This is a genomic window from Mesorhizobium sp. M0664 (assembly GCF_040320565.1).
Lineage (GTDB): Bacteria > Pseudomonadota > Alphaproteobacteria > Rhizobiales > Rhizobiaceae > Mesorhizobium.
Genome location: NZ_JAMYPW010000033.1, coordinates 25,856 through 52,683, shown reverse-complemented (window position 1 = coordinate 52,683; position 26,828 = coordinate 25,856). Strand labels below are relative to the sequence as shown.

The 26,828-nt window shown below is 60.5% G+C and carries 22 protein-coding genes; 18 read left to right on the top strand and 4 right to left on the bottom strand.

What is annotated here, in order from left to right; translation table 11 throughout:
- The first annotated feature begins 9 nt into the window (after positions 1-9).
- Genes NKI39_RS23965 through NKI39_RS23955 form a run of 3 tightly spaced genes read left to right on the top strand, consistent with a single transcriptional unit; the run spans position 10 to position 3,645 of the window.
- Complete coding sequence (locus NKI39_RS23965) at positions 10-1,224, top strand: glycosyltransferase family protein (RefSeq protein WP_352450264.1); 1,215 nt, start codon at positions 10-12, stop codon at positions 1,222-1,224.
- A gap of 1 nt (position 1,225) precedes the next feature.
- A complete protein-coding gene (locus tag NKI39_RS23960; protein WP_352834889.1) occupies positions 1,226-2,470 on the top strand; it encodes a glycosyltransferase in 1,245 nt (414 codons plus the stop codon).
- Positions 2,467-3,645 carry a glycosyltransferase family protein gene (locus NKI39_RS23955; RefSeq protein WP_352834886.1) on the top strand — a complete coding sequence of 393 codons (1,179 nt, stop codon included), beginning with the start codon at positions 2,467-2,469 and terminating at the stop codon, positions 3,643-3,645. The genes NKI39_RS23960 and NKI39_RS23955 overlap by 4 nt, the downstream gene beginning before the upstream one ends.
- A 212-nt stretch (positions 3,646-3,857) precedes the next feature.
- Here NKI39_RS23955 and NKI39_RS23950 read toward each other — a convergent pair whose 3' ends face one another.
- Complete coding sequence (locus tag NKI39_RS23950) at positions 3,858-4,526, bottom strand: class I SAM-dependent methyltransferase (RefSeq protein WP_352470917.1); 669 nt, start codon at positions 4,524-4,526, stop codon at positions 3,858-3,860.
- 130 nt (positions 4,527-4,656) lie between these two features.
- On the opposite strand from NKI39_RS23950, the gene NKI39_RS23945 reads away from it, so the two are divergent.
- The 4 genes from NKI39_RS23945 (at position 4,657) to NKI39_RS23930 (ending at position 9,293) form a co-directional block, all read left to right on the top strand.
- Entirely contained in the window at positions 4,657-4,977 is a 321-nt protein-coding gene (locus tag NKI39_RS23945) for a hypothetical protein (protein WP_352491729.1), read from the top strand.
- 17 nt (positions 4,978-4,994) lie between these two features.
- Complete coding sequence (locus NKI39_RS23940) at positions 4,995-7,709, top strand: ABC transporter transmembrane domain-containing protein (RefSeq protein ID WP_352770398.1); 2,715 nt, start codon at positions 4,995-4,997, stop codon at positions 7,707-7,709.
- Between the two features lie 157 nt (positions 7,710-7,866).
- Positions 7,867-8,316 (top strand): cyclic nucleotide-binding domain-containing protein, encoded by a 450-nt coding sequence (locus NKI39_RS23935; protein ID WP_023675957.1) that lies wholly within the window; start codon positions 7,867-7,869, stop codon positions 8,314-8,316.
- Positions 8,317-8,438: 122 nt separating this feature from the next.
- Complete coding sequence (locus tag NKI39_RS23930) at positions 8,439-9,293, top strand: MBL fold metallo-hydrolase (RefSeq protein ID WP_352834883.1); 855 nt, start codon at positions 8,439-8,441, stop codon at positions 9,291-9,293.
- Between the two features lies 1 nt (position 9,294).
- Here NKI39_RS23930 and NKI39_RS23925 read toward each other — a convergent pair whose 3' ends face one another.
- Complete coding sequence (locus NKI39_RS23925; protein WP_352834881.1) at positions 9,295-10,119, bottom strand: polysaccharide deacetylase family protein; 825 nt, start codon at positions 10,117-10,119, stop codon at positions 9,295-9,297.
- A complete protein-coding gene (locus tag NKI39_RS23920) occupies positions 10,116-11,204 on the bottom strand; it encodes a glycosyltransferase family 4 protein (protein WP_352834878.1) in 1,089 nt (362 codons plus the stop codon). The genes NKI39_RS23925 and NKI39_RS23920 overlap by 4 nt, the downstream gene beginning before the upstream one ends.
- 74 nt (positions 11,205-11,278) lie before the next feature.
- Between NKI39_RS23920 and NKI39_RS23915 the strand changes: the two genes are divergently transcribed.
- From NKI39_RS23915 to NKI39_RS23880, 8 genes are all read left to right on the top strand, one after another.
- The gene (locus NKI39_RS23915) at positions 11,279-12,457 is read left to right on the top strand and encodes a DUF3095 domain-containing protein (RefSeq protein WP_352470891.1); all 1,179 of its coding nucleotides are present in this window, start codon (positions 11,279-11,281) and stop codon (positions 12,455-12,457) included.
- A 104-nt stretch (positions 12,458-12,561) separates the two neighbouring features.
- Entirely contained in the window at positions 12,562-13,905 is a 1,344-nt protein-coding gene (locus NKI39_RS23910; RefSeq protein ID WP_352470890.1) for a nucleotide sugar dehydrogenase, read from the top strand.
- A gap of 51 nt (positions 13,906-13,956) precedes the next feature.
- Positions 13,957-15,297, top strand: a complete 1,341-nt coding sequence (locus NKI39_RS23905; RefSeq protein ID WP_352470889.1) for an adenylate/guanylate cyclase domain-containing protein — start codon at positions 13,957-13,959, stop codon at positions 15,295-15,297.
- A gap of 149 nt (positions 15,298-15,446) precedes the next feature.
- Positions 15,447-17,342: an ABC transporter ATP-binding protein gene (locus NKI39_RS23900; RefSeq protein ID WP_352614644.1), complete on the top strand. Its 1,896-nt coding sequence runs from the start codon at positions 15,447-15,449 to the stop codon at positions 17,340-17,342.
- Positions 17,339-19,237 carry an ABC transporter substrate-binding protein gene (locus NKI39_RS23895; RefSeq protein WP_023675965.1) on the top strand — a complete coding sequence of 633 codons (1,899 nt, stop codon included), beginning with the start codon at positions 17,339-17,341 and terminating at the stop codon, positions 19,235-19,237. Before NKI39_RS23900 ends, NKI39_RS23895 begins: the two co-directional genes overlap by 4 nt.
- 2 nt (positions 19,238-19,239) lie before the next feature.
- Positions 19,240-20,238, top strand: a complete 999-nt coding sequence (locus tag NKI39_RS23890) for an ABC transporter permease (protein ID WP_023675966.1) — start codon at positions 19,240-19,242, stop codon at positions 20,236-20,238.
- Complete coding sequence (locus tag NKI39_RS23885; RefSeq protein WP_352470886.1) at positions 20,235-21,416, top strand: ABC transporter permease; 1,182 nt, start codon at positions 20,235-20,237, stop codon at positions 21,414-21,416. Before NKI39_RS23890 ends, NKI39_RS23885 begins: the two co-directional genes overlap by 4 nt.
- A gap of 204 nt (positions 21,417-21,620) precedes the next feature.
- On the top strand, positions 21,621-22,100 hold the full coding sequence (locus NKI39_RS23880; RefSeq protein ID WP_352541938.1) for a class I SAM-dependent methyltransferase: 480 nt from the start codon (positions 21,621-21,623) through the stop codon (positions 22,098-22,100).
- A gap of 37 nt (positions 22,101-22,137) precedes the next feature.
- Here the strand turns inward: NKI39_RS23880 and NKI39_RS23875 are convergent, their stop codons facing one another.
- Complete coding sequence (locus NKI39_RS23875) at positions 22,138-23,553, bottom strand: adenylate/guanylate cyclase domain-containing protein (protein WP_352614639.1); 1,416 nt, start codon at positions 23,551-23,553, stop codon at positions 22,138-22,140.
- A gap of 204 nt (positions 23,554-23,757) precedes the next feature.
- Between NKI39_RS23875 and NKI39_RS23870 the strand changes: the two genes are divergently transcribed.
- The 3 genes from NKI39_RS23870 to NKI39_RS23860 all read left to right on the top strand — a co-directional run bounded on the left by NKI39_RS23870 (position 23,758) and on the right by NKI39_RS23860 (position 26,770).
- Positions 23,758-24,564 carry a hypothetical protein gene (locus NKI39_RS23870; RefSeq protein WP_352834874.1) on the top strand — a complete coding sequence of 269 codons (807 nt, stop codon included), beginning with the start codon at positions 23,758-23,760 and terminating at the stop codon, positions 24,562-24,564.
- A gap of 91 nt (positions 24,565-24,655) precedes the next feature.
- A complete protein-coding gene (locus tag NKI39_RS23865; RefSeq protein WP_352470882.1) occupies positions 24,656-25,180 on the top strand; it encodes a GNAT family N-acetyltransferase in 525 nt (174 codons plus the stop codon).
- A 204-nt stretch (positions 25,181-25,384) separates the two neighbouring features.
- The gene (locus tag NKI39_RS23860; RefSeq protein ID WP_352500817.1) at positions 25,385-26,770 is read left to right on the top strand and encodes a hypothetical protein; all 1,386 of its coding nucleotides are present in this window, start codon (positions 25,385-25,387) and stop codon (positions 26,768-26,770) included.
- Positions 26,771-26,828 lie beyond the last annotated feature (58 nt).

Genomic DNA, 26,828 nt, shown 5'->3' with positions numbered 1-26,828 from the left:
CGTTCAACAATGACCCAGCACGCAGAAAACGCTCGAATTCTCATGTACAGCCACGACACGTTCGGGCTCGGCCATTTGCAGCGCTGCCGGACTATCGCGCATTCACTGGTCGAGGATTTCCGCGGACTTCAGGTGCTCATCATTTCGGGTGCGACTATAGCTGGCGCCTTCGATTACCGCGCCCGTGTCGACTTCGTGAAGATCCCCAGCGTCATCAAGCTGCGCAACGGCGAATACACCTCGCTGGAAAAGGACATCGATCTGCATGAGACGCTAAGGATGCGCCAGTCGATCATCCGCCATACAGCTGAGACCTTCCGGCCCGATATCTTCATCGTCGACAAGGAACCGCTCGGCCTGCGCGGTGAGATTGAGGACACGCTGTCCTACCTCAAGACGCGGGGCACCACGCTGGTGCTTGGCCTGCGCGAGGTGATGGATGCGCCGCATCTGCTCGAAGCAGAGTGGGCACGCAGAGACGTGATGCGCAAGATAGGCGTCTTCTATGACAAGGTCTGGGCCTATGGTCCGCCGGATTTCTACGATCCGTTGACGGGCTTGGATGTGCCCCCGGCTGTCAGGGCAAAGATGAGGTTCGTCGGGTTCCTGCAACGGAGCCTGCAGCGGAACGAGTTGCCCGGCCACCGGCCCGAGGGCGACTATATCCTCGTTACTACCGGTGGCGGCGGTGACGGCGCCGATCTGATCCACGACGTCATCGATGCCTATCAGCAGGATCCGCAATTGCAGCATAGAGCCCTGATCGTGCTTGGGCCTTACATGCCGGCGCGCAAGCGCAACAAGCTGCTCAAGAAGGGGTCCAAGATCCCTTACATCAAGATCATCGAGTTCGACAACCGCATGGAAGACCTGATTGCCGGCGCCAAGGCGGTAGTGGCGATGGGCGGCTACAACACCTATTGCGAGATACTGTCTTTCGACAAGCCGGCGCTGATCGTGCCGCGCGTCGAGCCCCGCCGGGAACAACTGATCCGCGCACGGCGCGCAGCCGAACTCGGCCTCATCGAGATGCTTTTGCCGGAAGAAGCCGAGGATTCCCGGCGGTTTGCTGATGCACTGAAGGTGCTGCCGGACCGGCCCCGCCCATCGCAGAGCAATCCGCATCTGACGCTGGAAGGGCTGCCTCATATTTCCGAAATCGTTGCGGAACTGCTCGACCGGCGGGCCGGCCATCACCTTTCGGTCATTGAAGGAATGACCTGAGTTGCAACATCGCAAGATCGTCGTGGTTCTGAAGGGTTATCCGCGGCTGTCCGAAACCTTCATCGCGCAGGAACTGCTCGGTCTTGAGCGTGCGGGGTTCGACCTGATACTCGTCGCGCTCAGGCGGCCGACCGACGAAAAACGCCACCCCGTGCATGACGAGATCAAAGCGCCCGTCCATTATCTGCCGGAATATCTGCATGAAGAGCCGCTGCGCGTGCTTCGCTCGCTGTTTGCCTATGTGCTGCGTCCGGGCTTCTGGCGCGCGCTCGGATCGCTGGCTGCCGATATGCCCCGCGACTTTACGCGCAATCGCGCGCGCCGCTTCGGGCAAGCGCTCGTGCTGGCGGCCGAATGGCCGGAAAACGCGGGCTGGCTGCATGCACATTTCGCGCACACGCCTGCATCGGTGACGCGCTATGCCAGCCAGCTTCGTGGCCAGCCCTGGACCTGCTCTGCCCATGCCAAGGACATCTGGACTTCGGCGGACTGGGATCTGGCCGGCAAGCTTTCCTCGGCGCGCTGGACGGTCACCTGCACGAAAACCGGCTTCGATCGTCTGAAAAAACTCGCTAACGGCAACTCGTCTGTGCATCTGAGCTATCATGGGCTCGACCTTGATCGCTTCGGCAGTTTCGGCGAGGCGCGAAAGCAGCATGACGGCTCGGCTCCGGACGAACCGGTTGTCGTTCTGAGTGTCGGGCGCGCCGTTGAAAAGAAAGGTTACGATACGTTGCTGGAGGCCCTTGCCCTGTTGCCCGGCGATTTGGCGTGGCGTTTCGAGCATATCGGCGGCGGCGAAGAACTGGAACGGTGCAAGGCGCTGGCGCAAAAGCTCGGCCTGGATGGTCGCGTCTCTTGGAAAGGCGCGCTTGCGCAGGAGGAGGTGCTTGAGCACTACCGCCGTGCCGACATCTTCGCCCTGGCCTGCAGGATCACCGCAACTGGCGACCGCGACGGTCTGCCGAACGTTCTGGTGGAGGCGGCTAGCCAGCGGCTTGCCTGCGTGTCGACCGATATTTCCGGCGTGCCGGAGCTTTTATCGCCGGATGAAACGGGGTTGCTGGTTCCGACGGAAGACCCGATTGCCCTGGCACAGGCGCTGGAGCGCCTGATCCGTGATCCCGTGCTCCGCGACCGCCTCGGCGACGCCGCAGAGCGGCGCGTGCGCGGCAATTTCGATCATATGGCAAGCATTGGACAGCTCAAGGAACTGTTCGAGCGGGAGTGGCGGGCCGCCGAATGAAGCGGCTGCGCGCTTTCTTCTATGTCCAGCACCTGCTCGGCATCGGCCATCTCGCGCGCGCCAGCCGCATTGCGGCGGCTCTGGTCGATGACGGGTTTGACGTTACCGTCGTGACCGGCGGAGCGCCGATCGCCGGGTTTCCGGGACTGGGTGTACAATCTGTAACTCTGCCACCTGTCACCTCCGGTGATGAAGGATTTTCGGGACTTGTCGACCTGCAAGGCAACCCGATCGACGATGATTTCAAGAAATGGCGTTCAGAGATGCTGCTGCAGGCATTCCGGGATTGCAGGCCTGATATCGTCATTGTCGAGGCGTTTCCATTTGGACGCCGGCAGATGCGTTTCGAACTCTTGCCGCTGATCGAGGCCATCGACGCGACGTCGCCCAGACCGCTGCTGGCGACGTCCGTCCGTGATATCCTCCAGGAGCGCGTCAAGCTGGGCCGAAACGAGGAAACGGTCGATCTCATCAACGGGCATTTCGATCTTGTTATGGTCCACGGCGATCCGGCTTTCGCAACCATCGACAAGACATTTCCACTGGCTGGGGCGATCAGGGCCGAGGTCACCTACACGGGGCTCGTTGCCGCGCCGCCGTCGCCCGCGGCCTCCGAGCGCTTCGACGTTCTGGTGTCAGTTGGCGGCGGGGCTGCCGGAAAGAGCCTTGTCAGATCCACCATCGCAGCGGCGCGGAATGCCAACAACGCTTGGAAATGGTGTTTGATCACCGGCCCAAACCTGCCGAAAGACGAGTTTGACGCGATCGCACGCGATGCCACGCCGGGCCTGTCCATCTTCCGGTTCCGCGAGGATTTCGCCAGCCTGCTGACCGGCGCCCGCCTGTCAGTCTCGCAGGCGGGTTACAACACGGTCTGCGATGTCCTGCGCGCGGGCTGTCGCTCCCTGCTCGTCCCATTTGCAGCCGGCGGGGAAACCGAACAGACGGTTCGCGCCCTGATGCTCGAAGAACTCGGTCTTGCAACGGTGCTGATGGAAAAGGACCTGACGCCTGAAGGTTTGGCGCAAGCGGTCGAACAAGCGCTTGTGGAACCGACGCCATCTGCGCATCGTCTCGATCTGGAAGGCGCGCGTCGCTCCGCGCAAATCCTGCGCGAGCGGCATCGAACATGGTCCCTAAACGTGGGGCCCGGTTTCGGAAAAGTTCATGATTAAACAGACGATAGATCCTAGAGCGGTTCATCGTTTCACGCAGAACCGCTCTGTCTCTTTGTTTTGACGCAATTCCGGACGGAAAGCCGTTTCCACACTTTCCTGCAAATGCCCTAACGCGCGTCGCGTCTGGTGAGATTCGTGCGACGCGCTTCAAGTCCTGTTTTTATGCGTGTCGTTGGCCCAAACCGCTACGCGCTTTTGGGCGAAATGCATTAAACAGTTCCAATCAGCATGAAGCGCGTATAATTTTTTGTCGGCAGTTCGCCGGAGAACCGCACCTCCCGTAGCGCCGCCATTTCCTCGAAGGCTGCAAGCGAAGCCACGCAGTTGATGTGCGTCGGCTCGCTGAAATAATCGTTCGATTGCAGCAGTACATTCGTGCCCGGCGGAAGCAGAGCAAGCCAGGCGCGCAGATCGGCTATGTGTTCGCAGCTCGTATTGATCATCAGATCGGGCCGCCCGGCCGCATAGTCGAGTGCGTACATATCTGCCGTCAGCGCCCGGAACCGGTCGCCGGCTTCCCGGTTGAGGGTCCGGGCGACCGGCGCGACTTCGGGATCGATGTCGATACTATCGACCGCCGCGATGTCGAAGCGGGCGTCGTTGAAAAGCATTGCCGGCAATACGCCGTACCATCCACCCAGAACCCATATGCGTCCGAAGCGGCCGCCGCCGCTTTCGAACAGCCTGTCGAGCGCCCACATCTTGCAGGCGACCTGCTTGTGGTTGAAGGCGTTGGCGATATCGGCCTTCGGATGCTTGGCGACGACCCGCGCCAGCCCTGCCACGAGAGGGCAGTTGACATAAGCAGCAATTCCCCGCGTGAGGTCTAAGGCTTGCTCGTGCCAGTCCATGGCATTGCGTGGTTGCGTGACATCCATCATAATTCGTCTTGTATGTTGGGATTTTGGGCGACACAACGCAATCTTGCCTCCCGCAAGACTGTTTGATTCCGCGGACGTGATCATGCTGCAAGCCGCTTGGCTATTGCCCGGTGCCGGAGAGAGCCTGTTGCATCTGTCCGGATCATCGGCGTCCATCCGCCAGCACCAGCCGCGCAGCTGCGGCCTCGTGCCGCTCGGCTGTTCGCCAAAGCCCTACGAAAGCCGCGGACCGTTTGGCCAGCCGCTGTCTTCGCCGATCAACAATGCCCATGTCGATGCCATCGACCATGCGTCGGAACTGGATCGCGCCGCCTCGCAGGTTTCTTGCATCGTTGAGCGCAGGACAATGTCCGTGCACAGCAGCTTCGAGCTTGTCGTTGGCGATGAAGAAATTGCCGATACGCCATTCGCCAGCAGGTGCTTTTACATCCTGCATCCTTCCAACTGAAGGGTCCACAGTCGCATATGGAAGCCAGCCTAGCCCGCTATATCTGGACGCACACCAAGAAGCAGCAACTCTGGATATTGATGATCGTCGTGCTTTCGATGATCCCGTATTTCATGTCCTTCGACCTGCCGAAGCTGATCGTCAACGGACCGATCCAAGGTCGCGGCTTCGAGCAACCGGGCGCGACCCAGCCATTCATGAGGCTACACTATAACCTGCCGTTCGTTGGAGAGGTCCAGTTCTTCTCCGGTTTTCAGCTCGACCGCAAGGAGACCCTGTTTGCCCTGAGCCTTGTGTTCCTCTTGCTAGTCGTCATCAACGGCCTGTTCAAATTCTACATCAACACCTACAAGGGCCGCCTCGGCGAACGCATGCTGCGGCGTATCCGCTTCGATCTGGTCGACCGTGTGCTGCGTTTTCCGCCGGTTTATTTCAAGCGGGTGAAATCCGCCGAAGTGGCGACCATGGTGAAGGACGAGGTGGAGCCGCTGGGCGGCTTCATCGGCGACGCCTTCCTGCAGCCGGTACTGCTCGGCGGCCAAGCGCTGACGGCCATGCTGTTCATCATGATCCAGAACGTCTGGCTCGGAATGATAGCGGTCGTGATCGTGGCGATCCAGATCGTGCTCATCCCGCGAATGCGGCGGCGGCTGATCGTGCTCGGGCGCCAACGGCAGTTGACGGCGCGCGCGCTTTCGGGCCGGGTTGGCGAAATCGTCGACGGCATCGGCGCGGTTCACGTCCACGATACATCAAACTACGAGCGCGCCGACATAGCTGCCCGGCTCGGGCTCATCTTCAAGATCCGCTTCGATCTTTACCAATGGAAATTCATGGTGAAGTTCCTCAACAATTTTCTCGCGCAGCTCACGCCCTTTCTGTTCTACATGATCGGCGGGTATCTGGTCCTTGAGGGGCGGCTGGACGTCGGCCAGCTCGTGGCCGTGATCGGCGCCTACAAGGACCTGCCCGGACCGATGAAGGAACTGATCGACTGGGATCAGGATCGGCAGGATGTCCAGGTCAAATATCAACAGGTCGTTGAACAGTTCACCGTCGAAGGTCTCATCGCGCCGAAAATCGGGGCATTGACGATCGACGATCCCGATCCGATGACCAAGCCGCTGTCGGCGATCAATCTGTCCGTAGCAGACGATGGTGGTGCAATGCTCCTCAACCGTATCTCCCTCCAGGTCAAGCCGGGTGAGACGGTGGCACTGGTCAGTACCGCAACAGGTGGAGCGGAGGCGCTTGCAGAAGCCTTCGCGCGGCTGACCTGGCCGGACAGCGGAAGGGTCGCTTCGGGCACCGACGACCTGCTTGAACTCCCCGAAGCAGTAACCGGCCGGCGCATGTCGTATGCCTCGTCGGATGTTTTCCTGTTCCAGGCAAGCCTCCGCGACAACCTGCTCTACGGGTTGAAGCATGCGCCGCTGACATCGGTGCCTTATGACGGTGCTGCGGCAGATCAGCAACGCTGGAACATTCACGAGGCGCGCCGGTCGGGCAATCCGGATCTTGATATCCACAGCGACTGGATCAACTATGCTTCCGCTGGCGCTACCGGCCCGCACGACCTCTTTGAAGCCGTGCGCCGGGTGCTCGACGCGGTTGTTCTGTCGCGTGACATTCTGGATCTCGGCTTGCGCTCTTCGGCCGACCTCACGCGTCACACGGAGCTTGCCAGGCGGATCGTCGAACTGCGTGCGGCGCTGCGGACCCGGCTGGAACAAGAGGGGCTGAGCGGACTGGTGGTTCCTTTCGAACCGGGCGCCTACAACAAGGAAGCAACGATCGGCCAAAACCTGCTCTTCGGCGCTGCCGCCGGCCCTGAACTGGCCGACAGGGCCCTGGCGGCCAATCCCTATTTTGCTTCCGTGCTGAGGCAAGCCGGCCTCGACCGAACGCTCTACGAAATGGGCTTGGAGATCGCCAAACAGGCGATCGAGCTGTTTGCCGACCTGCCGCCCGATCACCAGTTCTTCCAGCAGCTCGCCTTCATGAGCGCGGAGGAGATACCCGCCTACGAAACCTTGCTGCAACGGCTCAAGAACCGTCCCTACGAGGCGGTTTCGGAGAACGATCGCGCCATGATCGTTACCTTGAGCTTTGCCTACATCGAGCCCCGGCACCGCTTCGGCCTGCTGAGCGACGAGCTGATGAGCAAGATCGTCGCTGCACGCAACCGGTTCTATGAAGACCTGCCGCCCGAGCTGCACAATGCGGTCGAACGGTATGATCCTGCCAAATACATTGCCGCGGCCACCGTCATGGATAATGTCCTGTTCGGGCGTGTGGGCAACAATCATCCCGACGCGCCCGACCGCATACGCTCCATCGTCTATGACATTCTTGACGAACTTGGGCTTTATGGCGAACTTCTGGATGTCGGCCTGGACTTCAACGTCGGCTCCGGCGGCAGGCGGCTGACCGGTGGACAGCGACAGAAGCTCGATGTTGCCCGGGCCTTGCTCAAGCGTCCCGATTTTCTCATTCTCAACCGGCCGCTGTCGGCGCTCGACCAGCGCATGCAGGATAAGGTGCTGCGAAATGTGCTCGAGGAAGCCAGGCGCGACGGCCATTCGCCGGCAATTGTGTGGGTCGTGACGAATCCGGCAATGGCGATGATGTTCGATCGCGTTATCGTCTTCGACTCGGGTCAATTGGCGGAAGACGGAACACACGAGACACTTTTGGCAGGGAACGGTATCTTCAAGGAACTGTTGTCATAGAGCAACGGACATTCAGATGGGATCATTCTGCCGGTGCACGACATCGGGCTCGCCACCTTTCGCGTGGTTTGTCTCGCCATCCCGGAAAGAGAATTGATTCCATCTGGGCGTCCGTTGCTCTAGTCTGGCAAACGCGAATTTTGGAAGGTTTGCGACAATGCTGCTCAAGGATGAAGTTGGAATGCTGCAACGCGTTCCCTTGTTCTCTGCCATCGAGCCGACAAAGCTCAAGCTGCTTGCGTTCACATCCGATCGTGTGAGCTACAGCGCCGGCCAGATCCTTTTCCGGCAGGGCGACGAGGGAGACGCCGCCTATGTCATCCTTTCAGGCAGGGCGGATATTCTTGTCGATTCCGACAGCGGACCGATAAAAGTTGCCGAACTGGAGCCAAATTCGATCGTTGGCGAGATCGCCATATTGTGCAACAGCTCCCGCACTGCCACCGTCAGAGCGGCAAGTCCGCTGGAAGCCCTGAGAATCCGCAAGGATCATTTCCTGAGGCTTATGAGGGAGTTCCCGGAAATGACCATCGAGATATTGCGGGTTCTTGCCGATCGCCTAAGCCATACGACCGCGGATCTCATCGACGCACGAAGCGCCAAATAACGAAGGACGTGCGCTCGATCCTCGCCGTCGTGACGGCACTGTCCTCTCGCTGAGAAGATCACCCGGAGAAAGCCTGTCTCGCCTAGCAGCAGTTGTTTGGATATGATGGGCGAAGGGGTAGCATGGACGACAACGTTTTCCAGGTCAGGTTTTGGGGTGTCCGCGGCAGCATTTCGGTATCAGGGCCAGAATTCTCTCGCTATGGCGGCAACTCAATCTGCGTCGAGATGCGATGCGGCAAGCATACGCTTCTGTTCGACGCAGGCTCTGGCCTACGGCCTGCCGGCGCGGCGCTTCAGGCGTTGGGCGTGACCGATTTCGACCTGCTTTTCACCCATTGCCATTACGATCACATCATCGGGCTGCCGTCTTTTGCGCCGATCTATGACCGGGGCGCCAAGGTTACGCTTTGGTCCGGGCATCTTGCAGGACACATGACGACCCGGCAGATGGTCGATGAGTTCATGCGGCCGCCGTGGTTTCCGGTGAAATTGGAGGCCTGCAAGGCAAGCCTCGACTATCGCGATTTCGTATCCGGAGACGTGCTTCGCCCGCGCGAAGGGGTGGTGGTCCGAACCGGCAGTCTTATGCATCCGGGCGGCTGCATAGGCTACCGGGTCGAATGGGGTGGCGGCGTCGTGGCGGTGATCACAGACACTGAGCACGACCCGGACAAACTCGATCAGACGGTGCTCGGCCTGATCGAAGATGCCGACCTCGTCATCTACGATTGCACCTACACCGAGGAGGAAATGGAACGCCGCCGCGGTTACGGGCACTCGACGTGGCAACAGGGCGTCAAACTCTGTGAGGCGGCAGGTGCGCGGAGGCTTGCGCTGTTTCACCACGATCCGACACGCACCGACAAGGAACTGGACAAGATCCAGAAACTGGCCAAGGACAGGTTTACCGGCGCTTTTGCCGCGCGGGATGGCCAGACGCTCAACATTCCAGTCTCATTGCGCAAAAAGCGCTGAGCTATTTTCCTCTATCTCTTTGTCTTGACGCAATTCCGGACGGAAACCGTTCACACTTTCCTGGAATTGTTCCACCGGCGCTGCGCCCGATCAATGTCCTGATCGGAAGCCATGCGCAGGCTTCAGTCTGTGCGGTGACTGTGAACAGCCGTTCGAGGAAGAGCCAGGCCGATTCATCATGTACGAGATGGTGGGTGAGCAGGCCCACCGGTTCGCCCCTATCGAATGCATGCTGCAAGTGCGCGATGATAGCCTGAACCAACAGGCCATGATCGCGGCACCCGCGCGTGCCATGCCAATCCATGATGTCGACATTGCTGTTGATGACCGCAAGTGAAGCCGGCATTGGCGGCCCGTAGACCGACAATGCCGAAAATCCTATCGATCCAAGGTCGGATACCAAGCCGGCGTCGATCCTGTTCCAGGGTGGCACCAGCATCGGAACGGCACGTGCGCCGTGCAGGCCGGTTACGTGCGCCAGCCCGCGAGCCACATCATCGAGCACCGCCTCGCGTGGCCGATGCGCGCCGAGCTCCTGCTTCTTCTGGCCCTCGGGCGCATGATTTCGGTGCGCCCAGCCATGGATGGCGACCGTGGCATGCGGCGCCTCGTCAAGCCGAACGACAAGCTTCTCGTCAGTCAGGGCGGGAATGACGGCCAGAGTCACCGGAACCGCGAATTCACCAGTGAGGTCGAGCAACCGATCAAGCGCAGGCGTCGGATCCACGGCGTCATCGTCGCGCAGCCAGAACTCTGCCTTACGGTCCGCCCGTTGCCGGCTCGCCAGTTCCTCCACCAAGGGTTGCCAGATCTGATCGGATGTCATGAGGCCGGGATCTTTGCAAGAAGTTCGGCCAGACGCGCCGCCGCAGCACCGATAGAACGTTCTTCGAGGATGAAACGTCTGGCTTCTGCGGCCATGATGGATCTTTCGTCGTTACGGGCCAGAAGCCTTTCAATGGCAGAAGCGAACGCCGCCACATCGCCCGGCGGGGTGAGAAACCCGGCCTGGCCATCCCGCACGACCTCCGGCACGCCGGCGATGTCCTGAGCCACAACCGGAAGGCCGGCGGCCTGTGCTTCAAGATAGGCAACGCCATAGGCCTCGCCGAAACCCGGCCAGACGTAAATTCCCCCACTGTAGAGGACATCCGGCACGGCGGCTGGCTCAATCGCGCCAAGCCATTCGATACGGTCGGCGGGCAAGCCGGCGAATTGCGCTTTGATCTCCTCGCGGGCAGGTCCGTCCCCGACGACCGACATCGTCCAGGGCAGGTGACCGATCGAACCGAGCGCCTGCGCCAGCATGCCATAGCTTTCGACTTTGTCGCCCGGGCGCATCATGGCGACGGTAACGAGGCGCGACGGACAACCCCGCGCCGGCGTTTCCCGGAATAGCGATGTGTCGATGAAGGGCGAAAGCATGCCGAAAGCGGCGTCGGGTACCGCATCTGCCAGTCCCTGACGATCCCTTTGCGTGAAGCAGATGTTCAGCGCCGCCTGTTCGACGGCTCGCGCCACCAACGCTTGCGTATCGGCCCACAAACCGGTGTTGCGCCGCCTCGAATAGGAGGCTTCCGCTGTCACATAGGGGACACCAAAGGCCAACGCCAGTTCGGGCCCGATCAGGTCGGGTGCCTTGTAATAGGGATGATAGGTGAACCACAGATCGGGCTTGCCGTCACGATCCCAAAGCCTTGCCAGCCGCGCGGCTTCCTCCCGGGCCTCGATCTTGAGCGCATCGAAACTTTTCGAATCCGGTTCGCGTAGATAGAAGCGCAATTCGGATGCCAATTCGACGCTATGCCTTCCATGCTCCAGTGCCTTGACCAGCATCCGTGCCATCTGGCGGTCGCCGGAGGCAACGGGATGATTGGGCGACTTCAGCGGCGCGTAGAAGGCAATTCGCATCGCCGGACCCTATCATCGGAAAGCCTGCGCAAGTCAATTTCGAAGCATGATCGACTTCACCCTCAAGCACTGGAATGTGCTATTTGATGCTCATGGAAACAGCTGCCGCGTCCGATCCGTTTGTCGCTTCTCTGCCGGTCTTCGCAAAGTTCGAAAGCGTTGCCGATATCGATAACTATCGGCCTCTCCCCGATGGCTGGGCGCTGGCCACCGCAGACATCGTCGGCTCGACCAAGGCGATCGAGGCGGGGCGCTATAAAACCGTCAATATGGCCGGTGCCAGCGTCATTTCGGCGCTGCTCAATGCGCTGGGTAGGCAAGATCTTCCCTTTGTCTTCGGCGGCGACGGTGCGCTCGTGGCGTTTCCCGGCTCGGCGCTGGAGATCACCCGCAACGCGCTGGCGGCTGTCCAGAGATGGGTGGCGGACGAACTGGACCTGACCTTGCGTGCCGCAATCGTGCCGATAAAGGATATAAGAGCGCAAGGCCTCGACGTTCGCGTGGCGAGGTTCCAGGCCTCCGATGCGGTCTTCTATGCCATGTTCGCCGGAGGTGGTGGCAGTTGGGCGGAAGCCGAGATGAAAGCGGGGCGCTACCGCATCGATCCTGCGCCGGCCGGCGCGCGGCCGGACCTGACCGGCCTCTCGTGCCGCTGGAACCCGATCGAAGCCCGCCATGGCGAAATCGTCTCGATCATAGCCATACCGGGGGCGTCGCGCGACTTGCGCGGTTTTCAGTTTCTGGTTTCCGACATCATCGCCCTTGCCGGCAGGCAGGAACGCGATGGCCACCCGGTGCCGGTGAACGGGCCGGACTACAGTATGCTGCCCGCCGGCCTCGATATCGAAGCGCGAGCCACGGCGCCGGCAGGACGGCGGTGGCTGTCGAAGCTGTGGATAGTGTTCCTAATGACTCTTACGGCTGTTACGGATAGATATGGCTGGACGATCGGCAGATTCGATCCGAAGATCTACAAACGCGAAGTGGCCAGCAATTCGGATTTCCGGAAGTTCGACGATGGCTTGAAGATGACCATCGACGTTGACGCGGATGTGTTGCAACGGATCGAGGACCGGCTGAAACAGGCGGAAGAGGCGGGCATCTGCAACTATGGCCTGCACCGCCAGAAATCGGCCTTGATGACATGCCTCGTCGCATCGCCGCTGCAGCGCGATCACGTTCATTTCATCGATGGCGCCGCCGGCGGCTATGCGATGGCTGCCGCAAGCCTTAAGGCGAAGGTGCCGGTCTGACGCTTGCGGACATCGATTTTCCGCAATATGCCTCGGGGCTCTTGTGAGCGGTGAGCCTCACCATGGAAGCGGACGGCCTGTCCGAATTGACGGGAAGCAGATTTTTGGACGCCTCACGATCGACATATGACCGTCTTCTGAACCGGATTTCGACGCGTGCCGCGCAAGTCGGCGTGATCGGACTGGGCTATGTCGGGTTGCCGCTGGCGGTTGCGATCGCACGCGCCGGCTTCCCGGTTTCCGGCTTCGACATCGAAGGCCAGAAGGTCGAGAGCCTGAACAACGGCCAATCCTACATCGAGGCGGTGACGTCGACAGCTCTTGCCGGCCAGGTGGCAAGCGGACAGTTCCGCGCCACTGCGGATTTTGCCGAACTGGCCGTCTGCGATGTCATCATCATCTGCGTTCCGACACCACTGACGAAACACCGCGAGCCGGATCTCTCCTTTGTCAGGAACACCGCAGGCACCATCGCGAAGCATCTGCGTCTCGGCCAGCTGATCGTGCTGGAATCGACCACCTATCCCGGCACCACCGACGACGTGATCAAGCCCATCCTGGAAAAAACCGGCTTGCAGTCGAGGATAGATTTCTTCCTCGGCTTCTCGCCCGAACGCGAGGATCCCGGCAACCGCAGCTTTGAAGTCGCGACGATCCCCAAGGTCGTGGCAGGTGACGGCATTGAAGCGGCGACGCTCGTGCAGGCTTTCTACCATGGCGTGGTCAAGACCGTCGTTCCGGTTTCCACCACGGCGACCGCCGAGGCGGTCAAGCTGACGGAAAACATCTTCCGCTCGGTCAACGTCGCCCTCGTCAACGAGTTGAAGATCGTGCTCGGTGCGATGGGAATCGACATCTGGGAGGTGATCGAGGCGGCAAAGACCAAGCCCTTCGGCTACATGCCTTTCTATCCCGGCCCTGGACTTGGCGGGCACTGCGTTCCGATCGATCCCTTCTACCTGACGTGGAAGGCTCGCGAATACGAACTGCCGACCCGCTTCATCGAGCTGGCGGCAGAGATCAACACGGCCATGCCGCGTCATGTGGTCGATGAACTGGCGAAGGCGCTGGACCGGCGCTGCGGCAAGGCGCTCAGCCGCTCGAGCATTCTCATCATCGGGCTCGCCTATAAGAAGAATGTGCCCGACATCCGCGAAAGCCCCTCATTGCGGCTCATTGAACTCATCGAGGAATGGGGCGGCAAGGCGGAATTCCACGATCCGCATGTTACCGAAATCCCGGCCACACGGGAGCATATGGCGATCAAGGGGCGTCGCTCGGTCGAATTGACCGAGGTGGCCTTGAAGGATTTCGACGCTGTCGTCGTTGCAACCGACCACGACGCGATCGACTATCAGGCGATCGCGGATCACGCTCTACTGATCGTCGACACACGCAATGTTTTTGGCCGCCTCGGGCTAGCCCGAGAGACGGTGGTGAAGGCCTGACGGCGTCCGAGCCGGCGAATTTGTGGCGGATCAAGGAGATTTCGAGATAGCATGAGCACAGCGCAAGCAGAAATTTCTGCCATTCTCATGGATAAGGTTGCCGATTGGCTGACCCAATCGGCGTTGGCGGGCAACGACCTGGAAACATTGGTAAGGGGCTTTTGTGAACGGCTGGCTGCTGCCGGCCTGCCGTTGAAGCGGGTGCATTTGAGCTTTTCGATGCTTCATCCGCTTTATGACGCGCTCGGCTTCACCTGGCTCCGCGGCCAGGGCCTGGAAGTGGAAGGCTTCCGCAAGGAGAACGGCGTTCATTCCGACAGATTCCTGACCAGCCCATACTACCATCTGCTCAGCCATAAGCTGGACCATCTGCGGCGCCGGCTCGACCCGTCGGTGCCGTCGGAATTTCCTGTTTTCGATGACCTCAAGCTGATGGGCGTCACCGATTACATGGCTTTTGTCCATCCCTTCAGCGGCAACACCAGTCAGGGCATGATCGGGTCTTGGTCCACCGACAGTGCTGCAGGCTTCAGCGACAGCATGATTTCGGCGCTGCTGCGTATCCAGAACCATCTCGCTATCGCAACCAAGATGGCGGTGCTCACCAAGCTTGCCGACAACATGATGACCACTTATCTCGGCGGCGACGCCGGCAGGCGCGTGCTCGAAGGCCAGATCAAGCGCGGCGAGGGTGATACAATCCGGGCGGCACTGGTCATGGGCGACATGCGCGGGTCGTCAAGACTTGCCGAAACCTCCGGCCGCGAAGTCTATATCGATACGCTGAACCAGTTTTTCGACGCCGCTGCTGCACCTTTCAATCGCAAGGGTGGGCAGATCATGAGTTTCATAGGTGATGGCTTCATTGCCGTCTACCCTTGCGCAAGGCACCGTTCACAGTCCGAGATCGCCTGCCAGGCTGCTCTTGCAGCAGCGCACAAGGCCACCGCGCGCATGATGGATCTTAATCTGCGCAGAAAGCAGCAGGGATTGAGCGACATAAACTATGGTATCGGGCTGCATGTCGGCAATGTGATGTTCGGCAATGTCGGGCTTACCGACCGGCTCACATTCTCTGTCTTCGGCTCGGCTGTAAACGAGGTCCAGCGCCTCCAGACCCTGACCAAGAAATATCCGCACAGCGTTCTCGCCAGCAAAGACTTCGCCAGCTATTGCGGCGCCAACAACTGGCTGGCGCTCGGCATGGAGGAACTGGCGGGCATCAGGCAGAAGCTAACGGTGCTTTCACCCGATTTGTCGGGTGCTCTGTCGCTCGACGAAGATGGTGCGCTGGAGCCGATTTACGACCGCATATCGGACGCCGAGCAGGTCATGCTGCTTCATCGCAATGCCGCGCGGCCGTCCGCGGGCGACCCGAGGAAGCTCCAGTAACCGCCACGCTCTGATCCGAACGCGTTTGGTATGCAGTCCGGTCGCCGGTTCCGCCAGGGAACTGGCGACTGTTCGAATCCAAGTTGCTCTAGGCTGGCAATGCGTTAGTCTCGCCTTCTGGACGTGCCAGAGTGGGGGCTGGTGTGAGAATGAATTTGGGCGTTGATCTGCTGCGGATCGAGGATGTTGGCATCTCTTTTGCCATTATAGGGGGACCGTTGCATGCTGTCAGGCGTGCAAATCTTCGCGTCCTGCCCGGCAAGGTTACCGCGCTTGTGGGCGAGTCCGGTTCCGGAAAATCGGTTCTCAGCCAGGCAGTGATGGGCATTTTGCCGAACACAGCCCATGTTCGCGGCCGTATCCTGTTTTCCGATCCAAAAAAGCCCGGTACGACGCAGGATATCCTGCAGATGCCGCGTGACGGAACCGAAATCCGGGCGTTGAGAGGCAGCCGCATCGGCAAGATATTTCAGGAGCCGATGACATCGCTGTCGCCGCTGCATACGATCGGCAATCAGGTCAGCGAATCCCTGCAGATTCATACGCCCATGGCCCGGGTGGAGCGCAAGGCGCGGACCGAGGAAATGCTCGGCCTTGTCGGCTTTCCCAACCCCAAGCGCGCCTATGACATGTATCCCTTTGAACTTTCGGGAGGATTGCGTCAACGCGCCATGATCGCCATGGCGCTTATCTGCCGGCCCGCCCTGTTGATCGCCGACGAGCCGACGACGGCGTTGGACGTGACCATCCAGGCGCAAATCCTGCAATTGCTGCGCGAGCTTCAGACGAAGCTGAACATGGCGATGCTGCTGATCACGCACGACCTTGGCGTAGTCGCCAATGTCGCCGACGAGGTGGTGGTCATGTACCATGGCGAGATCATGGAAGCAGGACCCGTGGAGGCGATATTCCGCCGGCCGGGCCACCCTTACCTGAAGGGCCTGATGGCAGCCGTTCCGCATTTCGACCTGAAGCCCGGCGAAAGGCTAAAGGCGCTCCGCGAGGTGCCGGTGAATGTCGGGAACCTGCTCGGCAAGCAGACGGCGCCGGCATCGAAGGGGCCGAACGACCTCCTGCTATCGGTCAGCGATCTGACAAAGACCTTCACGATCCGCAAGTCCGGATGGTTCGGCGGAGATCATCAAACCTCTGTTCGCGCCGTGGACGGCGTGAGCTTTGATATCAGGCGGGGTGAGTGCCTGGGTCTTGTCGGCGAAAGCGGCTCCGGCAAAACCACCGTCAGCAAGATCCTCATGCGGGCTGTCACCCCTACCGGCGGCTCTGTGATCTTCAATGGCCGCGATGGTCCGATCGACGTCTTGGAAGCCGAGGGAGACGCCCTGCGCATGCTGCGCGCGAAAATCCAGATGGTATTCCAGGATCCGGTTTCGTCGCTTTCACCCCGCATGACGGTGGAGAACATTTTGAGCGAGCCGCTGGAAATCCATCGACGTGGCAATGCCGCGTCCCGACTCGCCACGGTCAAGAGCCTGATGCAGGCAATCGGGCTCGACCCGCGCTTCATAAAGCGTTATCCGCATAGTTTCTCCGGCGGGCAGCGTCAGCGTATCGGCATCGCGCGCGCGTTGGCGCTGGGGCCTGAACTCCTGATCTGCGACGAGCCGGTTTCGGCACTCGATGTCTCTGTCCAGGCGCAGATCCTGAACCTTCTGAAGGACCTGCAGAAAGAACTGGGCCTGACCTACCTGTTCATATCCCACAACCTCGCGGTGGTGGACTACATGGCAGACCGTATCGCGGTGATGTGCGGCGGGCGTATCGTCGAGCTCGCGCCGCGCGAAATTCTGCTTAGGAAACCGGTCCACCCCTACACGCGCTCATTGGTCGCCGCAGTACCTTTCCCCGATCTCGACAGGCCGATGGATTTCAAGACGCTGAAACTCAGCGGCGCTTCCGACACCAGCGCATGGGGACCGCAATTCCGCGACGAGGGCGACGAGGATATGCTGTCGCCGCTCGATCTTGGCGGCGGCCACCTCGTGCTGGCCCGACGTTCGGCCGATTTCAGCGAGCTACGCCATTGATCAGCCGGCGCACCGTCCTTGGACTCATGGCTTCGGCATTTCTGCCGGGCACGTTGCGCGCCGGCGATCTGGAGCCGGAATTTCTTGAGCCGCAGCTGAAGGCCAGAGCGCTGCCGGCACTCGCCGAACGCCTGCCAAAGCGCCCGCGCGCGTTGAATCTCGCTGCGATGGGCCGGCAGCCCGGCCAATATGGCGGCACGCTGCGCACGATCATCGGCAGCCAGAAAGATATCCGGATGATGACGATCTACGGGTACGCTCGCCTGGTCGGCTATGACGAAAAGCTTAACCTGCAAGCCGACATTCTCGAAAGCTTCGATGTAGCGGATGATCGTGTCTTCACTTTCAAGATACGAGAAGGACATAAATGGTCTGACGGTAGCCTGCTGACGTCGGAGGATTTTCGCTATTGCTGGGAAGATGTCTGGCTGAACGATGAGCTTTCGCAAGGCGGGCTCGCCCCGGCCCTGCTGGCGGACGGCAAGCCGCCACGCTTCGAGATCGTCGATCCGTTGACAGTCCGCTATAGTTGGGATGCGCCCAATCCCGACTTCCTGCCCAAGCTCGCCGCTGCTTCGCCCCTATCGCTTGTTCTGCCGGCCGCCTATCTCAAGCAGTTCCACAAGAAATACCAAGATCCATTCCGGCTCGCCGGCCTAATGAAGGAGAACCGGGCCCAGAAATGGACGCTCTTGCATATCCGCATGTCGCGGCAGTATCGCCCGGAGAACCCGGAACTGCCGACGCTCGATCCCTGGCAGAACCGGACCAAGCCGCCGGCTGAGCAGTTCGTCTTCGAGCGGAACCCGTTCTTTCATCGAATAGACGAGAATGGCCGGCAACTGCCTTATGTCGACCGGATTGTCATGAATGTCAGCTCGTCGGCGATCATTTCCGCCAAGACCGGTGCGGGCGAGAGCGACCTGCAAGGCATGGGAATTGACTTCACCGATTACTCCTTCCTGAAGGATGCGGAGAAGCGCTACCCGGTGAAGATGCATCTCTGGAAACGCACACAAGGTTCGCGGCTGGCGCTGCTGCCCAATCTGAATTGTGCCGACCAGGTGTGGCGTGGCCTTTTTCGTGACGTGCGCGTGCGCCGCGCACTTTCGCTCGCTGTGGACAGGCGCGAGATCAATTTGGCTGTGTTCTACGGATTGGCGCAGGAAAGTGCCGATACGGTCCTGCCGGAGAGCCCGCTCTACCGGCCGGAATTCGCGAAAGCCTGGGTCGCCCATGATCCCGACCAGGCCAATGCCCTGCTCGACGAGGTCGGGCTTCAGGCGCGTGACGATGACGGCCTGCGGATACTCCCCGACGGACGCCCGGCGCAGCTCGTAGTGGAAACGGCCGGCGAAAGCACGCTGGAAACGGACGCGCTCGAGCTCATCACCGATCACTGGCGCAAGATCGGCATCGCCCTGTTCATCCGGACTTCGCAGCGCGACATCTTCCGCAGCCGCGCGCTTGGTGGCCAGATCATGATGTCGATGTGGTCGGGCATCGACAATGGCGTGCCGACCGCCGACATGAACCCCTACCAACTCGCCCCCACCGTCGATGACCAGCTGCAATGGCCGCTCTGGGGTGCTCACTACTTGTCCCGTGGCAAGGTCGGCGAAGCGCCCGATCTTCCGCCCGTGGTCGAGTTGATGGCTTTACTCAAGCGCTGGAACGCATCGACCGAAGCCACGGAGCGCGCCGAGATCTGGAATTCAATGCTGTCGATCTATACCGATCAGGTGTTTTCGATCGGCACGGTAAACGGAACGCATCAGCCGATTCTGGCATCCTCGCGGCTGCGCAATCTGCCTGACAAGGCGCTCTACGGCTACGACCCGACCGCCTATTTCGGTGTCTATATGCCGGATACATTCTGGCTTGGAGAGTCCTGAGCGTGCTTCGATATTTTGTCTGGCGTATCGCCGTGATGGTTCCAACGCTGCTGGTCATATCGGCACTGGTGTTCACGATCATCGAACTTCCCCCAGGCGACTATTTCGACAGCTATGTTGCCGAGCTTCGGGCTCAGGGCGAAGCGGTGGATTCCGATCGCATCGAGATGATGCGCAAGGAATATGGTTTCGACAAGCCACCGGTCATTCGCTACTTCTACTGGGTCGGCGGGATGCTGCACGGCGATTTCGGCTATTCCTTCGAATATGAGCTGCCGGTTCGCGACGTCGTCGGGGACCGAATGTGGCTGACGGTGCTGGTTTCCTTCGTCACGATCATCTTTACCTGGCTCATCGCCTTTCCGATCGGCATGTACTCCGCCACGCATCAATACAGCTGGGGCGACTACGGCCTGACTTTCTTCGGCCTTCTCGGCCTTGCGATTCCGAACTTCATGCTGGCGCTGATCCTGATGTATTTCGCCAACATCTGGTTCGGAACGTCTATCGGCCATCTCATGGACCAGCAATATCTCGGCGAGCCGATGAGCTGGGCCAAGGCGAAATCGATCCTCGCCCATCTCTGGATTCCGGTCTTGATCATCGGCACCGGGGGCACGGCAAGCATGATCCGGCGGCTGCGCGCCAATCTGCTCGATGAGCTACATAAGCAATATGTCGTGACCGCGCACGCCAAAGGCCTTCATCCCTTCAGGGCGCTGGTCAAATATCCGCTGCGCATGGCGCTCAATTTCTTCATTTCGGATATCGGCTCTATCCTGCCGGCCATCATCTCCGGTGCCGAAATCACGGCGATCGTGCTGTCTTTGGAAACGACCGGGCCGATGCTGATCAAGGCGCTGCAAAGCCAGGACATGTATCTCGCAGGGTCGTTCCTGATGTTCCTCGCCTTCCTGACGGTCATCGGCGTCCTGATTTCCGACCTGGCGCTGGCGCTACTTGATCCGCGAATTCGTTTGCAAGGCGGCAGCACCAAATGAACACGCAATCGCCGCTGCCCGCTCCGGGTGCCCCACTGCAACACTACGTTTCCATCGAGCCCTTTGACCTGCAGTCGGTCGAGGCGATGACGCCGGAGCAGGAGAAGGTCTTTCAGGCGTCGCAGTTGCGGCTGATGTGGTGGAAATTCCGTCGGCACCGGCTTGCCCTTGTATCCGGCATATTCCTGGCAGCGCTTTATTTCGGGATACTGATCTGCGAGTTCCTGGCGCCCTACGATCTGCACACGCGCAACATGGACTACATCTATTCGCCGCCGCAGCGGGTGCACCTGTTCCACAACGGCGAGTTCGTCGGGCCGTTCGTCTATGGCCGCCAGATGACGCTGGATATGGACACGCTCAAGCGGAACTACATCGAGAACCAGGATGATGTTCAGCGGATCCGTTTCTTCTGCAAGGGCGATAAGTACCGGTTCTGGGGCCTGATCGAAGGTGACAGGCATTTTGTCTGCCCCGCCGAAAACGGCCAGCTCTTTCTGGCCGGCACTGACAGGCTGGGGCGCGATGTGCTCTCGCGCATCATCTATGGCGCCCGCATTTCACTGACAATCGGCCTCGTCGGCATCAGTTTCAGCTTCCTGCTCGGCATTGTCATCGGCGGACTGGCCGGCTATCACGGCGGTATCTTCGACCTGATCGTCCAACGGATAATCGAAGTTCTGCAATCGATCCCCAGCATTCCGCTATGGCTGGCTCTGGCGGCGATCATGCCGATAACCTGGAGTCCGATCCTGATCTATTTCGGCATCACCGTCATCCTCGGGCTGCTCGACTGGACCGGACTGGCGCGGGCCGTGCGTTCAAAGCTTCTAGCTTTGCGCGAGGAGGATTACGTTCTGGCCGCGCAATTGATGGGCGCCAGAAGCAGCCGCATTATCGGGCGGCATCTCATTCCCGGCTTCATGTCGCATCTGATCGCGACGGCGACGATCTCCATACCCGGCATGATCCTGGGCGAGACGGCGCTGAGCTTCCTCGGGCTCGGCCTGAGGGCACCGATAACCAGCTGGGGCATCCTGCTCACCGAGGCGCGCAGCGTCAGCGTGATCGCGTTCTATCCATGGCTGCTTTTGCCGATGCTCCCCGTCGTTCTCGTCATCTTGGCGTTCAACTTCCTGGGCGACGGGTTGCGGGACGCCGCGGACCCCTACAAATGACATCGCTGTTCCGCCGCGCGCTGCGCCGCCGATTCCGGTATGATCCTTGTCGGCAGCCTGTTCGCTTGTTGCAGTGTTCATCGTTCGCCTCTACACGCGGCAAGACTCGATCGGGGTTTAGCTCGTCGGCCTGGGTTTCAGCCGCGAAACGCTCTGGTCGGGGGCAGTTGATTTCGTGAACTGGTTCTGGACATACAATCGCACATGAGTCGCCTTGACAGTTTCATCCGGAGGATGACCGCACAGCGCGACATACTCGATCATGTCTGCGCCGAGGTTGCGAAGATGGAGGGCCCCGTGCTCGAGCTCGGCCTCGGCAATGGCCGGACGTTCCACCATCTGCGCGAGCGCCTGCCCGGACGCCGGATCGTAGCGTTCGATCGCGCACTTGCCGCACACGCCAGCTCAATTCCCGAAGCTGAAAACCTCGTGCTCGGCGAAATACGCGAGACGGCGAGCAGGTTCATTGGCATCGACGCCGCTCTTGTTCATGCCGACATCGGCACCGGCTATGAAGATCGCGATGCAGTGACCTCTACCTGGCTTCCCGATCTGACCGCGCGCCTGCTTCGCGTCGGCGGCATCGCGGTCAGCGGCACGCCGCTCGATCACCCGCAGTTGCAACGCCTCTCGCCGCCACCTTCGATTGCCGCCGATCGTTATTTTATCTGTAGGCGCGTGTGAGGGGCCGGGACGAGCCAACTCTTCAGGGGCCAAGCCTTCAGGGGATCGTGTATACTGCTATCTCCCGGTCAATGCCTCGCAGCGAGACCTCGTGGGGCACGGGCGTCAGCGCGTTCCTATGTAAGAGATCGGCGGTGAGATTGTCGTCGACCACCGCTCGAGTGGCGAAGATCGCCTGTGCGTTGGCAAGGTTCTGCACCCGCGAAGCAATGTTGACCGTCTGGCCGAAATAGTCCTGTCGCTCATTCATCGACACGGCGATGCAGGGGCCGGCATGGACTCCGATCTTGAGCAGCAGATCCTCGCGGCCGCTCTTGTCGTTGAGCGTACGCATGGCATCGCGCATCCTGAGGGCTGCAGCAATCGCACGATCAGGCGTCGCGAAGGTCGCCATCACCGCATCACCGATCGTCTTCACCACCGCGCCTGCCTCCGCCGTGACGATCTCGTGCAGAACCTGGAAATGCTCGCGCACGAGATCGAAGGCTGAAAGGTCGCCCACCCGCTCGTAAAGCTCGGTCGATCCGCGCAGGTCGGTGAACAGGAACGTCAGGCTGGTGATCTTCAGGCGCTGGTTGATGTCGAGTGTATCCGTGCGATAGAGATCGCGGAACGTCTGGTTGGTGAGCAGGCGCTTGGCGGTCAGGAAGGGCCGGCGTTTGCCCAGGAAATCATGCAATGTCTGGCCGGCGATGAAGACTGTCGGCAGCACGCGGGTGTCGGTCCGGTTTTCCAGCGAAATGCGCAACGGGCCGGGTTGCATCTCCAGCGTCTGGTTCTGGACATGGTCGCGGTCGAAGGCCAAAGAGAGGCTCCGGCGCTCCTTTGTTGGTTCGCCCTTCCCGTCGATGAACTGCGCTGAATGGGTGACCGGCTCGAAGACGATGATGAATTCAGACGGAAGCTGTATGGTCAGAACCGCCTTTTCACCGGGCGCAAGCTCGATATCCTCCAGCGAGAACGCTTCCAGCTTTTTCACGAAATCCTCTTCCGGCAGATCGACGCCGGACGCCCAGTAGATCTGGCGGAAATATTCCGCCACCGGCAGTTCGTGTGGATTGTGTGCGGCAATCCTGCGCACGCGGGGACTGACGGTGAATGTCACCTCGACCATCTCGTCGAGAGTCGGTGAATAGCCCTCGGAGCACAGCGCGCAGGTGTATTCGTCCTTTTGCAGGGTTTTCAGCGTGGCGTTGGTGTCGAGCACACCGCCGCAGCCGGGGCACAGAACATTCCAGGAAATGTCGAAGATGCCCACCCGCGCCGCATGGAGAAAGGCGCCTATTGCGCGCTCCTCGTCGAGGTCATGCTTGCTGGCGAAGGCTGGCGCATTGATGCGGCAAAGTTCGCGGTCCTCGCCCTCCGCGATGGTTCGCTTCATCGCGTCAATCGCCTGCGGATCGACATCGGCCGATTGTCGCAGAAGTGAGAATAGATCCTGAGCTTCGTTCATCGTGCAGGCTCCGGAAAATGCACCTCGAGGCGTTTTGACCGGACCGATCTTTGGTCCGAGTGTTCCATCTTACTTCGAAACGGACCGTACGGCCATTCGAATGGATAAGCCTGGTGACCGTTCAATTTCCATTCGGCGGATTTTAACCGGCCGCAAGCAGCACTATGATGGTCCATGGAGCATTCATCTTTGGGATTTTCTTCCATGCCGACATCAGACAATCCGCCATTTCCCGCGGTCCTGCGCCTTTTTTCTGCGGGGGTCATCGTCGTCCTGATCGTAGGCGCCGGCCTGTTTTTCATGCCTGCGCTGGTGAAACCGGGCTGGCCTTGGGCCGTCACGCCGTTCAATGCGCGCTTCCTCGGTGGCTTCTACACCGCCGAAATGGTCGTGATGGCGGCACTGCTGGTCTGGAATCGCTGGTCGCCCGGCAGGCTCGTGCTCGTCATGGCCTTCATCTTCACCGTCATCGTGTCGGTGGCTTCGTTCATCAATCTCGGCTATTTCAACTTCGAGCGCAAAGCGCCTTGGCTGTGGTTTTTGGTCTATCTTGCTTCGGCCGCGCTATCCGGGCTGTTCCTGTGGCGGGCCAGGGCCCGTCCTTCCGCAAAAGGCGTGACCTTAAATCCCGCATGGCGCGGCTACATGCCGGCGGAATCCGCGATCCTTGGGCTCTATGGCGTCGGCCTGTTGCTGTTTCCCCTGACATTCAGTGGCATCTGGCCATGGCCGATCGATGCCTTCCACGCTCAGGTCTACAGCGCCATCTTCCTCGCCGGTGCGGGCGGTATATATCTCGTCTGGAGAAGCGCGCCGCGCGAGGAACTGCTGGTGATCGGGTTGGCGCAGTTTCTGGTTGGCCTGCTTGCCATCCTCGGCGTCGTCATCACCGACGCTGCGGTGCACCGGATCGACTGGACGGCGACCGGGACATTGTGCTGGCTCGCCCTTTTCGGCTGGATAGGCATCAGCGGCGTGTTCAAACTCTACGCTGCCTCCCGGTATTTTTAGCCCGCAATCGGTATCATAGGTCAGAGACGGCTGGATTTTCAGGTGGCGTCCGGTGCATCGTACCGGGCCGATTGCCTTCGCCGGGAACGCCATGACCAGCACGACCTCGCCACCCGCCGAGAAAATCCAGCCGCTGCTGCGGTCCGTCCGGTCAAGCGATGCGGAGGCGCTTTGCGCTATCTTCAACATGCCGGGCTTCCGCTGGGGCACGCTCAGGATGCCTTTCGAGATGGTGGAGCAGGTGGCGCGGCGCATTGCCAAGTCCGGCCCGGAAACCACCTGGATCGTTGCCGAGCTGGACGGCAAGGTCGTCGGCCATGGCAGCCTGGTCGTGCAAGGTTCACCGCGCCGTTCGCACATCGGCGAGATCAATATCGGCCTTGACGATGCCTTTGTCGGCAAAGGTATCGGCTCTGCCATACTTGGCGCGCTGCTTGACGTGGCCGACAACTGGCGCGCCCTGAAGCGAGTCGAATTGACCGTCTATGCCGACAACGAAGCGGCCCTCCGTCTCTATAAGAGCCACGGCTTTGAGATCGAAGGCCGGCATGTGAAGGCCGGCTTTACCGACGGGCAGTACCACGACCTCCTGAGCATGGCCCGGCTGCGGTTCTAAGATCCGCTGTTTGCCTTAGCTGTTTGGCCAATCTGACAATTCGTGCCGAGGGAGCGAACAGGGGATTGCTCAAGGAGAACTGCGTAGGATACGGTCATTTCGTCTCACACCACCTTGATCGAATTGACGATCTATGTGGGCCGGCCGCATCCAGCAAGTCTGGTCTCGCTTGGCGTTTACACCGCAAGCGGCTAGACGGGACCAATGACCGCCGTCTTTGATCCAACCCCTACCCCTCCGCGGGAAATTCTGGCTGTGCTGTCGCTGCTCTGCCCGGAGGTCGTGCGCGACATCGAGCAGAACTGGAATGCACCGGTTTCCGATTACGCCCGCCATCTGTGGCGGCCGGTGGCAAGGCCTGCATCGGGCCCGGCGATCGCTGCCCGCTCGATCCTGCGCGAAGTCCTGCATCAGCGCCTCGGTAGGATCATGCAGCCTGAGGAGATCGGCAAAGCCCTCGACGAGTTCGAGCACAGACCGGTGATTCAGTCCGGCCTGCACTGCTTGCTTCTGATGGACCGGATCACCTTCGATGCCCTTCTGCTTGCCTGGCTCGGCGCGGTCGAAAACGGGCTGTCGGCCTTCGTCGGCTTCATGGGAACGACGATGACCATGGAGACAGTTGGCCGGGAGGGGCCGGGATGGCTCGATGTCGGCGACGACAAGGTCAACCTGTTTGGCATGGGGCGCCACAAACTGTGCCGCAAAAGCGCCTGCGTGGCCGGTCCCGTCTCCATCAACAAGCGCGCGCTCGAAGCGGTGGGCGATGAAACGGATGCCAGCCGCTGGCTGGGCACACTGCTTGCCAGCCGGGACAAGGTGTTTGAAACCGCCGCCGATGCGCTGACTGAACTGAATGAGGATCTGGTCGCCAATTGGGATCGTGCCGGCATGGCCCTGCCGGTTTTCGTCGATGATCGAGTCGCCGCGGCTGCCATGGCGCGGCATCTAGAATATGACGGCAGCCTTCTTTCCAGGCTGCTGATTGAACCCGCAAGACGCCAGCGTCTCGAACATGCCTGGCAAGAGGCCGCATCGAGCCCATTTGGCAGATTCCTGCCCAATGCCACGGACTATTTCTGGGGCATCCGCGAGGAGCGCGTGCGCAAGCTCGTTCTCGAGAACGGGCACCTGATCGAGCCCGACAGGCCGCAAGGTCTTTCCATCCCGTTCGAGCGGCCGTATCTCAGGCAGGCGCTGCTGGACGGCGTGCTGCTGCCGAACTTGTTCCTGACGTTCCTCGTCCTTGCCATATTGCCGCGCGTGCGGGTCGTGGGCGGCCTGAGACAGATTGGCTATGTAGCGCTTTTCCACTCGATCCTCCTGGCCGTGCTGGACGAAAACGTGCCGGAAGAGCGCGATCTGGCCGCGGAACTGCAGGTTCGGGAAAATGCCTGGGGCATGCGGGTCATCGATGAAAAGATCTCAGTCCGCGAGCAGCTTGCCGTCCTGCCGGAAGGAGCGCTCTTCCCGGACCTGCTCCGGCAATACCGATTGCGGACATTTGCCGAGACGACCGACGACCTGAAACTGGTTCGCGAAAACGCCAGATGGCGCAAGATCGGCCAGGCAGAGATCAAGCCGACCTGAGCCTAATTCGCAACCGCAAGCGACGGCGATCCATCGGGGAGCCTCTGGCGTCTGACCC

Excerpts from the sequence above, each read along its gene's own strand:
- NKI39_RS23950 (WP_352470917.1), bottom strand. The coding sequence starts at position 4,526 with ATGGATGTCACGCAACCACGCAATGCCATGGACTGGCACGAGCAAGCC.
- NKI39_RS23905 (WP_352470889.1), top strand. The coding sequence starts at position 13,957 with ATGAGCACAGCGCAAGCAGAAATTTCTGCCATTCTCATGGATAAGGTT.
- NKI39_RS23900 (WP_352614644.1), top strand. The coding sequence starts at position 15,447 with ATGAATTTGGGCGTTGATCTGCTGCGGATCGAGGATGTTGGCATCTCT.
- NKI39_RS23955 (WP_352834886.1), top strand. The coding sequence starts at position 2,467 with ATGAAGCGGCTGCGCGCTTTCTTCTATGTCCAGCACCTGCTCGGCATC.
- NKI39_RS23885 (WP_352470886.1), top strand. The coding sequence starts at position 20,235 with ATGAACACGCAATCGCCGCTGCCCGCTCCGGGTGCCCCACTGCAACAC.
- NKI39_RS23965 (WP_352450264.1), top strand. The coding sequence starts at position 10 with ATGACCCAGCACGCAGAAAACGCTCGAATTCTCATGTACAGCCACGAC.
- NKI39_RS23935 (WP_023675957.1), top strand. The coding sequence starts at position 7,867 with ATGCTGCTCAAGGATGAAGTTGGAATGCTGCAACGCGTTCCCTTGTTC.
- NKI39_RS23865 (WP_352470882.1), top strand. The coding sequence starts at position 24,656 with ATGACCAGCACGACCTCGCCACCCGCCGAGAAAATCCAGCCGCTGCTG.
- NKI39_RS23875 (WP_352614639.1), bottom strand. The coding sequence starts at position 23,553 with ATGAACGAAGCTCAGGATCTATTCTCACTTCTGCGACAATCGGCCGAT.
- NKI39_RS23940 (WP_352770398.1), top strand. The coding sequence starts at position 4,995 with ATGGAAGCCAGCCTAGCCCGCTATATCTGGACGCACACCAAGAAGCAG.
- NKI39_RS23915 (WP_352470891.1), top strand. The coding sequence starts at position 11,279 with ATGTGCTATTTGATGCTCATGGAAACAGCTGCCGCGTCCGATCCGTTT.
- NKI39_RS23920 (WP_352834878.1), bottom strand. The coding sequence starts at position 11,204 with ATGCGAATTGCCTTCTACGCGCCGCTGAAGTCGCCCAATCATCCCGTT.
- NKI39_RS23860 (WP_352500817.1), top strand. The coding sequence starts at position 25,385 with ATGACCGCCGTCTTTGATCCAACCCCTACCCCTCCGCGGGAAATTCTG.
- NKI39_RS23930 (WP_352834883.1), top strand. The coding sequence starts at position 8,439 with ATGGACGACAACGTTTTCCAGGTCAGGTTTTGGGGTGTCCGCGGCAGC.
- NKI39_RS23870 (WP_352834874.1), top strand. The coding sequence starts at position 23,758 with ATGCCGACATCAGACAATCCGCCATTTCCCGCGGTCCTGCGCCTTTTT.
- NKI39_RS23925 (WP_352834881.1), bottom strand. The coding sequence starts at position 10,119 with ATGACATCCGATCAGATCTGGCAACCCTTGGTGGAGGAACTGGCGAGC.
- NKI39_RS23880 (WP_352541938.1), top strand. The coding sequence starts at position 21,621 with ATGAGTCGCCTTGACAGTTTCATCCGGAGGATGACCGCACAGCGCGAC.